Below are 14,067 nucleotides of genomic sequence, written 5' to 3'. Positions count from 1 at the left end.
TTCTACTGGACTTTTTGCAAAATAGAAATATTAGCAACGGGAAAGATGATAGATTAAGCTCTATGGTAATAAACACTCTAATTTTAATAATAACACAGAGGACTTAAATTGTCTATCAATTGTCTAGTAAAGCTAATTGCTATTTTAGATGAGTACTTTCTTGAATTTAAAGAAGTGTTTAAGGATCTTTGCAGAGAAACTCATTAAGAAATCCAAAGACAAGTTAATAAACACTAACAAAAAATTTAAGGCCCCCTATAATTACATAAACAAGAGAGCCCATTAAAGAAAAAACAAACAGTAATTGCAATTGCAGTAAAGTTTATAAGAATAATGTTTACGCTAATTTTGTACTAACCCTTTATAACCAACCTCTAATTTTCATAGCTTCATAAACCCGTTTAATCGATATCATGTAAGCTGCTGTCCTCATATCAACTTTGTACTGCTGTGCTAATTCATATATAGCGTTAAAAGCATTTACCATCATAATCTCCTGTCTTTCTTCTACTTCTTTTTCTGTCCAATAATAATTCATGAGATTTTGTACCCATTCAAAATATGAAACTATTACTCCTCCTGAATTAGCTAAAATATCCGGAACTACAAACACACCTCTTTCTGCTAAAATCTTATCTGCTTCAGGAGTTGTAGGACCATTTGCTCCTTCGCAAATTATTTTCGCCTTTACATCTGGCGCATTTGCAGAAGTTATCTGATTTTCTAAAGCTGCTAAAGCTAAAATGTCTACCTCCATTGTTAAAAGCTCTTCATTTGTTATACTGGTTGTTCCCTCAAAATTGCACACTGTTCCCGTCTTATTTACATGCTCTAGTAATTTTTCAACATCAATTCCATCTTTATTGTATATACCTCCATACACATCACTTACTGCTACAATTTTAGCGCCTAATCTTTGAAGGTTTAAAGCAGTGTAACTTCCAACATTTCCAAAGCCCTGTACAGCTGATGTACAATTTTTGAAATCCATCTGTAAACGTTTTACAGCCTCCCGTGCCATCAATGCAACTCCATATCCAGTTGCAGCAGTTCTTCCCTTAGAACCACCATATATCAAAGGTTTTCCTGTAATGACCGCAGGGCTATTGTAGCCTACAATTTTGTTATACTCATCTACCATCCAAGCCATAATTTGCATGTTAGTATTTACATCTGGTGCAGGTATATCTTTATTAGGACCTATTATGCTCGTTATTGCTCTTATATAGCCCCTGCTCAACCTCTGTAACTCATCGTTAGACAATTCTTTTGGATTTACCACTACTCCACCTTTTGCTCCTCCGTAAGGAAGTCCTACTACCCCACATTTAAATGTCATCCACATGGATAAGGCTTTTACCTCATCTAATGTAACGTCAGGATGAAATCTTATTCCTCCTTTTGTGGGTCCTAATGCGTCATTGTGTTGAGACCTATAACCTTTAAAGACTTTTACTGTACCATCATCCATCTGTACAGGAATAGAAACTTCTAATACTCGCATAGGTTCCTTTAAAAGTTCATAAACAAATTCTTCTACCCCCAGCAAATCACAAGCATTTTTAATCTGCTTTTGCGCAATAATCAAAGGATTTAATGACTCTTTTGACATTTTATTATCCTCCTAATTTTAAAATTTTGAAGCAAATGAATCGATTTCTATGTTATATATTCTACAAAATTTTTAATAACCCTTCAAAATTTTATAATTAATTTGGTTTTGAGAAATATACCCCATATTCATCCCAAATACTCTCTAATTTTTCAAAAGTATCGGCTATCTTTTCCTTTTCTCTAAGGCCCACAGCTACCACAAGAGCATTGACAAGACTTAAAGGTGCCACTAATGAATCCACAAAAGAAGCCATGTTGCTTTTCGCAATTAATATCTCATCAGCAACAGAGGTAAGAGGAGAAATCAAGCTATCTGTTATTGTAACGATTTTTGCATTCTGAGATTTTGCATATTTCAGCACATCTAATGTTCTTTTTGAGTATCTCGGAAAACCAATTCCTATCACTAAATCATTTTCACTAACTCTGAGAATTTGCTCGAAAACATCTGATACGCCCGCTTTAACGACTGACACATTTTCCCGTATTAAATTTAAATAAAATCCCAAATATTCTGCAATGACAATAGAACTTCTGGAACCTATTATATAAATTTTTGTAGCATTGATGATATCTGAAACGACTCTTCTAAAGTCATCCTTATTTATTTCATTTATGGTCTCTTTTATGTTTTCTATGTCGGCTTTTAGTACATTATTCAATATAGCAATTTCATCTGTCTCTTCTGTCATTTCTAACCTTTGGACTGTTGTAAGTTTATTTTTTATAAGCTCTTGCAGTGCATTTTGAAGTTCTGGATATCCATTATAGCCTAAAGTATTAGCAAATCTTACAACAGTTGATTCACTTATATTTATGCTGGCTCCCAATTTTGCAGCTGTCATAAAAGCTGCCTTATCATAATGATTTATAATGTACTCTGCTATTATCTTTTGGCTTTTGCTTAATTTTGTATAATTATCTTGTATCCTTTTTATCAAATCATCTGTTTTTGCCATATTTCACTACCCCTCATTTTTACAAGATTATAGCCTTCTCTCAATGCTCTTTTGTTAATCTCTTCTGTGGCTGGAGGTACTCTATTTAAAACAGCTCTTTCTAAAGATTCTTTTGTTACCACATTAGTTAACTCTGCTATTACACCTAAAGATATTATATTCGCCACAAAAGCTCTTCCAATTATCTCTTGCGCAGTTTTTATTATGGGAAGTCGGACAACTTTTTGGGTATCTTCATCATTAGGAATTATTGATTCGTCTATTATAATTATCCCATTTTCTTTCATGTCATTTTTATAGCATAAATAGGCAGAAGACGCAAGAGTAAGTAGTATGTCTGGTTTTAATACCTTAGGATACGTTATATATTCATTACTTATTATTACTTCTGCTTTGCTGGATCCTCCTCTTGCCTCAGGACCATAGGACTGACTTTGAACACTATTTTTACCATCCAATATTGCAGCTTCCGCCAAAATTATTCCTGCAAGGATTAAACCTTGCCCTCCTGAACCACCTAATCTTATTTCTATTGAACTCATTTGTAATTCACCTTCAAATTATTTAACATTTTTTGATATTCTTCTACAAATTCAGGCTCATCAATATTTAAAAGCTCTCCAATAATAAATTTGTCATGAAGCTCTTCAGGGTCCATTTTACTAGCTTGTTTTATGTCTACTGCATGGTCTTTTAACCACTTTAGCATATCTGCAGGTGTTCCTTTTTTATTTTTTCTTCCATAGTAAGTAGGGCATATACTCAAAGCTTCAATGAAGGAAAAACCTTTATGAGAAATTCCTCTTTCAATTAGTTTTGTCAATTGTTGAACATGGTAAGCAGTACCCCTAGCTACATAAGTCGCACCTGCTCCAATGGCCAATTTGCAAATATCAAAATACCTATCAATATTTCCGTAAGGTGCAGTAGTAGCTCTGTCAAACCGTGGAGTCGTTGGAGAATATTGTCCTCCTGTCATTCCATAAATATGGTTGTTGTACATCACTACAGTTAAGTCTATATTTCTTCTGCAAGCATGAATAAAGTGATTACCTCCAATAGCCGCATTATCTCCATCTCCAGTAATAACTATTACTGTAAGCTCAGGATTAGCAAATTTAATACCTGTTGCAAAAGCAATAGCTCTTCCATGGGTAGTATGCAAAGTATTAAAATCCAAGTATCCTGATGCCCTTGAAGAACAACCAATTCCAGATACAATACATACCTTGTCTTGGTCAAGTCCTAAGTTGTCAATTGCTCTTACAATAGCTGCCGTTACTATTCCATTGCTGCAACCTGGACACCAAATATTTGGTAACGTTTCCTTCCTAATGTATTTTTCTACTAATTCAGATGCCATTTTTAAAACTCTCCTTTATTTTCTCTACAATCTCAAAAGGAGTGAAAAACTCTCCATTAAATTTGTTAATTTTCCCTACATAGGTATTACCTTTGATTATTCTATCTACTTCATAGTAAAGTTGCCCTGTATTCATTTCAACTACAAACACTTTCTTAAATCTAGGATATATTTCCCTCAATTTTTCATCAGGGAAAGGCCATATGGTTATAGGTCTGAAAAGTCCAATTTTTATCCCTTCTTTTTTAAGTTCTTCCATTGCCGCTTCACAAGCTCTGGCAGAAGAACCAAAGGATATGAGAAGTACATCTCCTTCTTCAGTATCTTTTTCTTCAAACATCAGTATGTCTTTTTTATTGTTTTCAATTTTCTCCATCAATCTTTTTATCAGTTTTTCAGTTACTTTAGGGTCATTTGTAGGCAATCCTTTTTCGTTGTGAGCAAGTCCTGTTACATGAAATCTAAAACCTTTACCAAAGGGTACTAAAGGGACAACTCCATTTTCTATATCCTCATAAGGTAAGTAATTATCTTTATCTTGGGGCATAGGTCGTTCAAAAATTTCTATATCTTTATATTCATCTAAATTAACTGCTTCTCTTAGATGACCTATAACTTCATCCATAAGTAGAATTACAGGTGTCCTGTATTTTTCAGAAAGATTAAAAGCTTGAATAGTAATATAATAGGCTTCTTTTACAGAAGAAGGTGATAAAACAATTATAGGATGGTCTCCATGAGTTCCCCATCTGGATTGCATTACATCCCCTTGTGCAGGAGAAGTAGGCATTCCTGTGCTCGGACCCATTCGCTGAACATCCACTATAACGCAAGGAATTTCTACCATAGCAGCAAAACCTATGTTTTCCTGCTTTAAAGAAAACCCAGGACCCGATGTAGCAGTCATTGCTTTTAATCCAGTAAGGGAGGCTCCTATAACTGCTGCCATGCTGGCGATTTCATCTTCCATTTGAATAAATTTCCCTCCTACAAAAGGAAGCTTTTCGGCACAAAACTCAGCAATCTCAGTAGAGGGAGTTATTGGATATCCTGCATAAAATTTTAGTCCAGCAGCTATAGCTCCTTCCACTACCGCTTCATTTCCTTGCATCAATACCGTAGGCATCATTCTTTCACCTCTAAATATATGGCAAAATCAGGACACCTGAGCTCGCAAAGGCCACATTTAGTGCATTCATCAGCATCTATCAGCCTAACCTTACCATTTTTTAGTTCCAATACTTTAACAGGGCAAAATTCTACACAAATACCGCAGCCTTTGCACCATTTTTCTATTATTACGAGCTCTTTATTTTTTACCAATCTATCACCCTCATTAAATTTTATTTGCAATATATAATATTCTATATAAAAATAAAAAATCCTCCATAAAATGAATAATAAATGTCATGAATATTTTTGATACAATTCTTGCATCATATAGAATGTTACAAATATTTACTCTATTTTTATATCCCAGGAGTTTAAGATGTTTATCATATTGTACTCTGTTAAATCAAAATGAATTGGAGTAATAGAAATATAACCTTCTTTTACAGAAACAATGTCTGTCCTTTCATCCTTTTCTATTTCCGAAATTTTCCCTGCCATCCAATAGTACTCTTTCCCTCTTGGGTCATAATTTTTTTGAAAAGTCTCAATATAGATACTCTTGCCGAGTATTGTAGCTTTTACTCCCTTTATTCCCTTCTTAAAATCGGGTATATTTACATTCAATAATGTGTTTTTAGGTAATCCTTTTTCTAAAACTTTTTCTATTAAATTCTCCAAAAATTTATATATACGCCTATCTTCAATATCAGCAGTTTCTGCACGGGAAACTGCAATAGCAGGAATGCCGTAAATTGCGGCTTCTATAGCCGCAGAAACAGTACCAGAATAAAGTATATCTGTCCCTAAATTTAAGCCTTCATTAATGCCAGAAATTACAATATCAGGTTTTTCTCTCAACACCACTTCAATCCCTAATTTTACACAATCAGACGGTGTACCATTTATTGCATATATTTTCAAACTATCCTCTTCCTTTACTTTTTTAAGCCTTAAAGGTTTATGTAAAGTTATAGCATGGCTTATAGCACTTCTTTCTTTTTCAGGAGCTACTACCGTTACCTTATACTTATCTTTAAGATATTCTGCTAATTTTAACATCCCTAATCCTTGTACTCCATCGTCATTAGTAAGAAGTATTTTCATTTTCTACCTCCTCTAATTAATAACGTATAATTACTTTGATTTTATTACAAAATTTATATATAGGCAAGGAGTGATACAGTGATACAAATAGACGACGCGGGAAGTGGAAGTTTGGTAGGTGGAACGTGTATTGGGGCTATGAGAGTAGAAACTGGAGAATTTTTCTATGATATAATTCCCATAGAATATTATAATGAAGAAAACTTTAAAAATAAATTGTATTTAAGAAAAGCCTGTGAAATTGGGAAAAAACTTTTAGAAAAACTTAAAGTAAGTAAAACTGAAAAAATACAAGTTTGTAGAGGTTACATGTTTGACACTTTTAGAAAATGGTTAGAACAAGAAGAGTATAATTGGGAAAGTACACAAATATTAAATCCTCTTCAGGATATAATAGAAAATTCTTTTGAAAATTACGCTTTATCTTTAGGATTGCCAGAAAAGTTTTTAAGATACACAAAATATCCTTTTCATTTTCATCGATTGCTGAGATGGGTATATGCCGATTATGAAAACAGAGCCAAATTGTGCAAAACTGGGTGGAATAGCTGGAAAAAATACGGAAAATTAGAGGTAGAAATAAGCTACACTTATTTGCAAGAAAACAAAAATTACCTATGCTTAAAATGTGGAAAAAATATTCAACCAGGGACTGTAAAAGTTATAAAATATACAAGCAATTATCCTAATACTATATATCTTCACATTAATTGTTAAGGCACCTTAAAAGGTGCCTTAACAATTCGCAGAAGGTATACATATTTGTTGTCCTGGGTATATCAAATTGGGATCTGGTATTTGTGGATTTGCTCTTATCAATGCATCAAGACTTACACCAAACATATTAGCTATAGACCACATGGTATCTCCCGGTTTTACTGTGTATATTGTTTTGCAGGTTTCTGGAGATACTGGTGGACAATAGAAAGGTATGCAAATTTGTTGTCCTGGATATATCAAATTAGGATCCGATATCTGAGGATTAGCTCTTATTAAGCAGTCAAGACTTATTCCAAACATATTCGCTATAGACCACATAGTATCTCCTGGCTGCACTGTATAAAAAGTCTTACAATGTCCCGGATGAGGATGATGTGGATAATAGGGATGATGGTAAGGATACTTAGGATAGTTAGGATTATAATAAGATCCATCTATTGTCATCCTATTTCCCTCCTTTAAACTTTCTACTACATGTTATGAAGGATAAAAATATATGTTACAGGAGGAATTTAAATATACACAAAAAAACAGGGAAATAATTTTCCCTGTTAAACTGGATATGTCATATATTCCATATTAAGAAGAGTTGCATCTATTTGATATTTTTTTGCTCTTCTGTATTCAAAAAACTTCTTTGCTACTTGTGGGAAAAGAGCATAAGATAAAACATCTTCTTCTTGTTCATAATACTCTTTAATTTCTTCTTTAATCGCTTCAAATTGCGGTTTTAAAAGGTCTGCTGGTCTAATATCTATTACCTCTTCATCTCCTATTATTTTTTTCTTTATTTCTTCTGAAATTGGCGCTGGTGGTCTACCATACAGTCCTTTCACATAATCTTTTACTTCTTTTGGTACCATTTTATACCTTTCTCCAGTTATTACATTCAAGACAGCTTGAGTCCCTACCATCTGACTCATAGGAGTAACAAGAGGTGGGTATCCTAATTCTTCTCTAACTTTAGGAATTTCTTTTAAAACCTCTGGGTACTTATCTAAAGCATTTTGTTGTTTTAATTGGGAAATTAAATTTGATAGCATTCCTCCTGGAACTTGATAAATTAATACATCTGTATCTACGCCCATAACCATAGATAAATCTATTTCTTTACTGTGATTTTGTTTTACTTCTTTAAAGTATGAAGCAATTTCTGATAATAACTCCATATCCAAACCAGTGTCATATTGAGTGCCTTTTAAAATAGCTACCATTGTTTCTGTAGCAGGTTGAGAAGTTCCTAATGCCAAAGGTGAAATAGCAGTGTCTATTATATCTACTCCAGCCTCTATTGCTTTAAGATAAGTCATAGCCGCCATTCCACTCGTATAATGGCTGTGCAACTGTATAGGAATATTTACTGCATCTTTAAGGCTTTTTACTAACTCATAAGCAACATAAGGAGTTAATATTCCTGACATATCCTTTATGCATATGGAATCCACTCCTAATTCTGTCAGCTCTTTTGCTACTTTAATATAATGGTCAATGTTGTGAACAGGACTTATAGTATAAACAAGGGTACCTTGAGCGTGGGCTCCCGCTTTTTTAGTAGCTTTAACGGCAACTTCAAGATTTCGTACATCATTTAAAGCATCAAAAATTCTTATTATATCTATTCCGTTAGCAACAGCCCTCTCAACAAATTTTTCTACTATATCATCAGGATAATGCCTATATCCTAATAGATTTTGTCCTCTCAAAAGCATTTGAAGAGGGGTATTTTTTATCCTCTTCTTTAATCTTCTCAATCTTTCCCAAGGGTCTTCGTCAAGAAATCTCATACAAGCATCAAAGGTAGCTCCTCCCCACGCTTCAATAGAATAATATCCTACTGCATCCAATTTTTCTGCAATTGGGAGCATTTCTTCCGTCGACATTCGAGTAGCCAAGAGTGACTGATGGGCATCTCTTAATACAGTTTCTGTAATTTTAATTTTATTACTCATATTAATACCTCCTCATAATATATTATACTATTTTTTCAAAAGAAACAAAATAAAAAAAGAGCCAAAAGGCTCAAAATTTTTAGAAGAAGGAAAGGATAGATTCCCTTATAAGTTTAGCTGCTAAAATAGAGGTTATACCAGCTATATCGTGAGAAGGCGAGACTTCCACCAAATCCATCCCAACTACATTTAAATCTTTTAAAATATGAATTGCCTCTAATGCCTCTTTTGTGGTTATTCCCCCTGGTTCTGGTGTACCAGTGCCTGGTGCAAAAGCAGGGTCTACAACATCTATATCCCAGCTAATATAAATTGGATAATCTTTTATATCATCAATTACACCTTTCAAAGGTTCAACTACTTCATACAAAAACATGTGGGTATTTTTTTCTGCAAACTCAAATTCTTCTTTTTCACCTGACCTTATCCCAAAATTATACATTTTAATACCTTTAGCAATATCCCATACTTTTTTCATTACTGTGGCGTGAGAATAAGCTTCACCGAAAAATTCTTCTCTTAAATCAGTATGGGCATCAAAATGAAGGATTACAAGGTTATCCCCATATTTTTTTAAGTACTCTTTTAAAATTCCATAAGTCACTAAATGTTCTCCACCCAAGAACAATCCTTTTTTTCCACTTTTCAAAATGTCTTCTGTAGCTTTTGAGATTAAATCTAGACTCTTTTTCACATTCCCATAAGGAAGTACTAAATCTCCTAAATCATAAAATTTCTTATCTTCCAACCTCCTATCTAAATACACACTATAATATTCTAAACCATAAGAGGCTTGCCTTATGGCAGCAGGTCCAAAGCGGCTTCCTGCTTTGAAACTCACTGTGTAATCCATAGGCAAACCTAGTATAACTACCTCTGCCTTTTCATAATCTTCAGTAGCCCCTAAAAACTTTCCCGGATCAACAAAATATTTTCCTTCTATCATATTACACCTCATCAAAAATATCCTTCACAAATTTAGGCAGTACAAAGGCCGCTTTGTGAATTTCAGGTGTATAGTATTTAGTATCTATTCTTGGAATAGAATTTATGTCCACTTCTTCAGGGTCATATTTTTTTGAACCCATGGTAAAAGTCCACAAACTTCCTGGATAAGTCGGTATTGTTGCTATATATGCTTTTGTAATAGGATATATTTCTTTGAACATTTTGCTGAGTTTGTTTATCAATTTTCCATAAATAAAAGGTGATTCTGTCTGAGCCACAATAATACCATCTTCTTTCAAGCATTCATATACGGCTTTATAAAAATCAGAAGTAAAAAGACCTACAGCTGGCCCAATTGGGTCAGTAGAATCCACTATTACCACATCAAATTCATTTTTGTGTTCATTAACATATTTAATTCCATCTCCAATCATTATTTCTACTCTTGGGTCATCTAATGCCTGGCTTATTGTAGGAAGATATTTTTTAGAATTTCTCACTACTGCCTCGTCAATTTCTGCCAAAACTACTCTTTCTACAGAAGGGTGCTTTAAGACCTCTCTTACTGAGCCTCCATCTCCGCCTCCAACAATTAATACGCTTTTTGGATTTTTATGAGTAAAGAGGGGTACATGTACTATCATCTCATGATATACAAATTCATCTTTTTCAGTGGTTTGAAGTATACCATCTAAAGTTAATACTCTTCCAAATTGATATGTATCGAGTATTGCTAAATGTTGATAAGGAGTTTTTTCTACCACCAATGTTTCTTTAACTTTCAAAGAAAATCTCAAATTTTCATCCTGATTTTCTGTAAACCATAATTCCATTGAAAACACCTCCAAGATTTTTAATAATATATTTAAAAAAATATCTCACTCTCCAAAAAACTCTCTTAATTTAACTATCTGAAAATCGCCTTTTTCTTTAAAACCTAATTTACAAAAAAAATCTTTATAAAAAGGTATATTGACACAAGCATTTTCTAACCCCATATCTAGGGCATGATTAAGTACTACTCTTACCATTAAATTTTCAACCCCCTTATCCCTGTAGGAAGGCAAAATTGCCAAATTAGTTATTATAGCATTATTAATTTCTACTTTCATAGAAATAAAACCAAAAGGCTTGTCTTCTCTTGCAATCATGAAAATCTCTTCAAAAAAATTTAAAGTTCCCTTTAAATTACACTCATTAGCAATTTTTTTAATAATTTCGAAATCCTCTGCTTTAGCAAAGTTAACTGAAAACATACTTCACCTCAAGCTTTTTAAATAATCTATTTCCTTTTGTGTCAAATACCTCCACTTTCCTGGTTTTAACCCTTCTAAAGACAAGTCACCAATTTTAGTTCTTGTAAGAGAAATAACAGGATGTCCAATAGCCTCACACATTCTTCTAACTTGTCTATTTTTCCCTTCATGAATTTTTATTTCTACAACACTTGTCCCATTTTTAACTGCTAAAATCTCTATTTCTGCTTTCGAAGTCAAATAATCTCCTATCAAAAGTCCATTTCTAAACCTTTCCAACTCTTCTTGTGTTGGAATTCCTTTGATTTTTGCAATATACGTCTTCACAATTTCATGTCGAGGATGCATTAAGATATTGGCTATCTCCCCATCATTTGTGAGTAACAGAAGCCCTGATGTATCATAATCTAAGCGGCCAACAGGATATATTCTTTCCTTAACTTTAACTAAGTCCATCACTGTAGGCCTGCCAAACTGGTCTTTTACGGAAGTAATATATCCTGTTGGCTTATTTAACATAATATAAACTTTTTTCTTTTCTCTTCTCACAATTTTATCATCAAATTCAATTATGTCAACATCAGGATTGATTTTTACTCCCAACTCTTTTACTACTTTTCCATTTACTTTTACACGGCCTTGTAAAATATACTCTTCGCACTTTCTTCGTGAGGCTATTCCACATTCTGCTAAGTATTTTTGCAACCTTTCCATTTGTGTTCACCCATTTTTTCGTTTATACAAGTTTTTCGTCATAAATTTTTAATAAATTATTTCTCATGATCCTTTCTTTTATCAAGTTGGTATCAGTAGTATAAAGGCCTAATTGTTTCATCCTCTCAAAATATTCTGCCCCTGCAAAAGTATACCTCTTTTTCAAGCCTTCTTTCGTCTTTATGCTTTCATTAGCATATGCTATCAAATCACCAGAAGCTAAATTCCTCGGTAACTCCAAAAGAGGCATGCCAAGAGCTAATCTTACACTGTTATGTCCAGCAAGACATCCTGTCACCATTGCCTCAGTATGCCCAGTAAACAAGCCAGACTTCTCTCCTGCACATAATAAATTATCTAAACCTATAACTTTCATTGTATTATCTCGTGGTGCCATTGACAAATATCTTACAGAATTAGCTTTTCCTCCAGAATAAGGGTCATCATAACGTGCTCTTTCTAAGCCCGGAATTTTTCTAAGTTTTTCTAATGGATAAAAAGGAGTCATGAGCTTTACATAACCAGTATCTAATAGTATAACATTTTCCGCGTATTCTGGCAATGCATATTGTTGACACACCTTCAAATTCAATTTTTCCATGTTAATATCTTCTTTAGGCACAGGCAATACTACTACTCCATCTCTTTCTAACTTTTCTCTTATCTCTTTGCTTAAAGATTCTTTATTTAATTTACATGAACCACTAAAAGCACCATAAACTTCATCTGCCCTCATTCCTAAAAGGTCTTCTACACCTGCCCTATAACTTATGCTAATTCGAGGGCCAAAAGAAGGACATCTTAAAATACACATAGCACATCCGTTTCCATATCTTAGGCAATTACCCATAGGTCCTGTAGAACCAGTAGTCTCTATAAAAACATCTCCATACTCTATAGTATCATCTGCTAAAACTATTCCTTTTATTCTTTTGCTGTTTTCCATTACCACATCTGTAGCCCTCGCCATCAATTTAATAGTAACACCTTTTTCAAGTAACGTCTCTCTAATCATTGGTTCCACCATTGTCACATCATACAGACTTGCATGAGCATGACCAGGGAATTTTACATTTATATGTCTTGCTGCCTTGTCTGTTATTTCAATAAGTTCATTTCCTCCTAAATATATAAGTTCTTCTGCAGCAGTATACCTCCCGTTATTTCTCATTATGCCTCCCACAAGTCCACATCCCAAAAGCATATCAGTCTTTTCTAAAAGCACTACTTCTGCTCCTGCTTTTCGAGCTGTTAAAGCAGCTGCACAACCAGCCCAACCTCCACCTATTACAACAACCTTAACCATGTAACATCTTCCTTTCCAAAGCTTTTCTAATATCCACTTGAACCTTACAGGTTCTTACTTTTTGGTCTCCTATCTGAACTTCACAACAACCACATATTCCTTCACCACAGCATATGGTATTATTGTTTGAAACCGCTAAATAGGCTTCTTGATTATATAAGTCCAAATAATTTAAAATATTCACATGCTGTTCATCAGAACCTCCACTATATACAACCGTTATCTCTTTATCTTTAATTAACTCCTTTAAAATTCTTTGTCCTTCCTCACTTAAAAGGTCTGCTTCAATTATCGTTATATTAAACTCTTTCAAATAGTCATTTATAAAATTCACTCCTACTTTTCCCTTGTCTACAATAGCAATAACTTTGTTTTTGTTGTTTATTAGTTTTGAAATAACAATTACCCCCGGAGCTTGTGCAATTCCTCTCAAAACAACTAAAGCCTTAGAATTGTGAGTTCCTTTAATATACCTATAACCTAAAAGTCCATTCCAATAAGGCCCTCTTAAATAGACCTCTTCTCCTTCCTCAGCTTTTTGAATCAATTTTGTCTTTGGACCGCTTACTTGTATAGCTATCTTGATTATTCCTTCAAGCTCGTCTGCATACATTACTGACATTGGAGTATCAAAAAAAGGTGGGCTTGAAATTCCTCTTAAAAAAACAAAAGAACCTGGTTCATTCAAATCTCGTGCCATCTTATTTGGTACTTTAAGAGTCAAAATTATAACTTCTTCGTTAATTTCTTCCCTTTTTAATACTTTAGAAAAAATCGTGCTGCGGGTAGCTTTAGCCTTGTATCCTGCCCAAACAAATTCCTGAAAAATACAAACTCCTCGCCAATTACAATCGCAAAAATTTTTCCCTTGAAGTTGTGAACATACTATGCACTCATTTAATTCAGCCAAATAGCAAGGGCAATAATCGGTACCTGCGTCAATGCATTCTAATCTATTTGCCAATTTATCTCACCTCCAATTTCACACTAATAAAATATTCTTTAAACTTAAAAACTATTA

Annotated in this window: 16 protein-coding genes; 1 reads left to right on the top strand and 15 read right to left on the bottom strand. The window is 33.7% G+C overall.

The window, feature by feature from the left end; genetic code table 11:
* Positions 1-361 precede the first annotated feature (361 nt).
* From THEBR_RS05865 to surE, 7 genes are all read right to left on the bottom strand, one after another.
* Positions 362-1,612: a Glu/Leu/Phe/Val family dehydrogenase gene (locus tag THEBR_RS05865; RefSeq protein WP_012269337.1), complete on the bottom strand. Its 1,251-nt coding sequence runs from the start codon at positions 1,610-1,612 to the stop codon at positions 362-364.
* 97 nt (positions 1,613-1,709) lie between these two features.
* Positions 1,710-2,573, bottom strand: coding sequence for a MurR/RpiR family transcriptional regulator (locus tag THEBR_RS05860; protein ID WP_009052364.1), 864 nt, complete (start codon positions 2,571-2,573; stop codon positions 1,710-1,712).
* Positions 2,552-3,115, bottom strand: coding sequence for a 2-oxoacid:acceptor oxidoreductase family protein (locus THEBR_RS05855; protein ID WP_003867974.1), 564 nt, complete (start codon positions 3,113-3,115; stop codon positions 2,552-2,554). The genes THEBR_RS05860 and THEBR_RS05855 overlap by 22 nt, the downstream gene beginning before the upstream one ends.
* Entirely contained in the window at positions 3,112-3,936 is an 825-nt protein-coding gene (locus THEBR_RS05850; protein WP_009052363.1) for a 2-oxoacid:ferredoxin oxidoreductase subunit beta, read from the bottom strand. The genes THEBR_RS05855 and THEBR_RS05850 overlap by 4 nt, the downstream gene beginning before the upstream one ends.
* Positions 3,926-5,065, bottom strand: a complete 1,140-nt coding sequence (locus tag THEBR_RS05845) for a 2-oxoacid:acceptor oxidoreductase subunit alpha (RefSeq protein ID WP_003867977.1) — start codon at positions 5,063-5,065, stop codon at positions 3,926-3,928. The genes THEBR_RS05850 and THEBR_RS05845 overlap by 11 nt, the downstream gene beginning before the upstream one ends.
* Positions 5,062-5,259: a 4Fe-4S dicluster domain-containing protein gene (locus THEBR_RS05840; RefSeq protein WP_003867978.1), complete on the bottom strand. Its 198-nt coding sequence runs from the start codon at positions 5,257-5,259 to the stop codon at positions 5,062-5,064. Before THEBR_RS05840 ends, THEBR_RS05845 begins: the two co-directional genes overlap by 4 nt.
* Before the next feature lie 135 nt (positions 5,260-5,394).
* Positions 5,395-6,153 carry a 5'/3'-nucleotidase SurE gene (gene surE, locus THEBR_RS05835; RefSeq protein WP_003867979.1) on the bottom strand — a complete coding sequence of 253 codons (759 nt, stop codon included), beginning with the start codon at positions 6,151-6,153 and terminating at the stop codon, positions 5,395-5,397.
* A 78-nt stretch (positions 6,154-6,231) separates the two neighbouring features.
* Between surE and THEBR_RS05830 the strand changes: the two genes are divergently transcribed.
* Positions 6,232-6,870 carry a hypothetical protein gene (locus THEBR_RS05830; RefSeq protein WP_003867980.1) on the top strand — a complete coding sequence of 213 codons (639 nt, stop codon included), beginning with the start codon at positions 6,232-6,234 and terminating at the stop codon, positions 6,868-6,870.
* An 18-nt stretch (positions 6,871-6,888) separates the two neighbouring features.
* Here the strand turns inward: THEBR_RS05830 and safA are convergent, their stop codons facing one another.
* The 8 genes from safA to THEBR_RS05790 all read right to left on the bottom strand — a co-directional run bounded on the left by safA (position 6,889) and on the right by THEBR_RS05790 (position 14,010).
* Entirely contained in the window at positions 6,889-7,317 is a 429-nt protein-coding gene (gene safA / locus THEBR_RS05825) for a SafA/ExsA family spore coat assembly protein (RefSeq protein ID WP_012269336.1), read from the bottom strand.
* A 107-nt stretch (positions 7,318-7,424) separates the two neighbouring features.
* Positions 7,425-8,822 carry an oxaloacetate decarboxylase subunit alpha gene (locus THEBR_RS05820; RefSeq protein WP_003867982.1) on the bottom strand — a complete coding sequence of 466 codons (1,398 nt, stop codon included), beginning with the start codon at positions 8,820-8,822 and terminating at the stop codon, positions 7,425-7,427.
* Positions 8,823-8,901: 79 nt separating this feature from the next.
* Positions 8,902-9,768, bottom strand: a complete 867-nt coding sequence (speB, locus tag THEBR_RS05815) for an agmatinase (RefSeq protein ID WP_003867983.1) — start codon at positions 9,766-9,768, stop codon at positions 8,902-8,904.
* Between the two features lies 1 nt (position 9,769).
* Complete coding sequence (gene speE / locus THEBR_RS05810; RefSeq protein ID WP_003867984.1) at positions 9,770-10,603, bottom strand: polyamine aminopropyltransferase; 834 nt, start codon at positions 10,601-10,603, stop codon at positions 9,770-9,772.
* 45 nt (positions 10,604-10,648) lie between these two features.
* On the bottom strand, positions 10,649-11,026 hold the full coding sequence (locus THEBR_RS05805) for a GNAT family N-acetyltransferase (RefSeq protein WP_009052358.1): 378 nt from the start codon (positions 11,024-11,026) through the stop codon (positions 10,649-10,651).
* Positions 11,027-11,029: 3 nt separating this feature from the next.
* Complete coding sequence (locus THEBR_RS05800) at positions 11,030-11,740, bottom strand: pseudouridine synthase (RefSeq protein ID WP_009052357.1); 711 nt, start codon at positions 11,738-11,740, stop codon at positions 11,030-11,032.
* Between the two features lie 22 nt (positions 11,741-11,762).
* Positions 11,763-13,046: an FAD-dependent oxidoreductase gene (locus THEBR_RS05795; protein WP_012269335.1), complete on the bottom strand. Its 1,284-nt coding sequence runs from the start codon at positions 13,044-13,046 to the stop codon at positions 11,763-11,765.
* Positions 13,039-14,010: a sulfide/dihydroorotate dehydrogenase-like FAD/NAD-binding protein gene (locus THEBR_RS05790; RefSeq protein WP_012269334.1), complete on the bottom strand. Its 972-nt coding sequence runs from the start codon at positions 14,008-14,010 to the stop codon at positions 13,039-13,041. Before THEBR_RS05790 ends, THEBR_RS05795 begins: the two co-directional genes overlap by 8 nt.
* Positions 14,011-14,067 lie beyond the last annotated feature (57 nt).

Source organism: Thermoanaerobacter brockii subsp. finnii Ako-1 (assembly GCF_000175295.2).
Taxonomy (GTDB): domain Bacteria; phylum Bacillota; class Thermoanaerobacteria; order Thermoanaerobacterales; family Thermoanaerobacteraceae; genus Thermoanaerobacter; species Thermoanaerobacter pseudethanolicus.
The sequence above is the reverse complement of the archived record's forward strand: the minus strand, read 5'-3'. Positions and strand labels throughout refer to the sequence as shown.

What these genes read in the sequence shown, in the direction of transcription:
- THEBR_RS05865 (WP_012269337.1), bottom strand. Translation starts at nt 1,612, where the DNA reads ATGTCAAAAGAGTCATTAAATCCTTTGATTATTGCGCAAAAGCAGATT.
- THEBR_RS05860 (WP_009052364.1), bottom strand. Translation starts at nt 2,573, where the DNA reads ATGGCAAAAACAGATGATTTGATAAAAAGGATACAAGATAATTATACA.
- THEBR_RS05855 (WP_003867974.1), bottom strand. Translation starts at nt 3,115, where the DNA reads ATGAGTTCAATAGAAATAAGATTAGGTGGTTCAGGAGGGCAAGGTTTA.
- THEBR_RS05850 (WP_009052363.1), bottom strand. Translation starts at nt 3,936, where the DNA reads ATGGCATCTGAATTAGTAGAAAAATACATTAGGAAGGAAACGTTACCA.
- THEBR_RS05845 (WP_003867977.1), bottom strand. Translation starts at nt 5,065, where the DNA reads ATGATGCCTACGGTATTGATGCAAGGAAATGAAGCGGTAGTGGAAGGA.
- surE (WP_003867979.1), bottom strand. Translation starts at nt 6,153, where the DNA reads ATGAAAATACTTCTTACTAATGACGATGGAGTACAAGGATTAGGGATG.
- safA (WP_012269336.1), bottom strand. Translation starts at nt 7,317, where the DNA reads ATGACAATAGATGGATCTTATTATAATCCTAACTATCCTAAGTATCCT.
- THEBR_RS05820 (WP_003867982.1), bottom strand. Translation starts at nt 8,822, where the DNA reads ATGAGTAATAAAATTAAAATTACAGAAACTGTATTAAGAGATGCCCAT.
- speB (WP_003867983.1), bottom strand. Translation starts at nt 9,768, where the DNA reads ATGATAGAAGGAAAATATTTTGTTGATCCGGGAAAGTTTTTAGGGGCT.
- speE (WP_003867984.1), bottom strand. Translation starts at nt 10,603, where the DNA reads ATGGAATTATGGTTTACAGAAAATCAGGATGAAAATTTGAGATTTTCT.
- THEBR_RS05805 (WP_009052358.1), bottom strand. Translation starts at nt 11,026, where the DNA reads ATGTTTTCAGTTAACTTTGCTAAAGCAGAGGATTTCGAAATTATTAAA.
- THEBR_RS05800 (WP_009052357.1), bottom strand. Translation starts at nt 11,740, where the DNA reads ATGGAAAGGTTGCAAAAATACTTAGCAGAATGTGGAATAGCCTCACGA.
- THEBR_RS05795 (WP_012269335.1), bottom strand. Translation starts at nt 13,046, where the DNA reads ATGGTTAAGGTTGTTGTAATAGGTGGAGGTTGGGCTGGTTGTGCAGCT.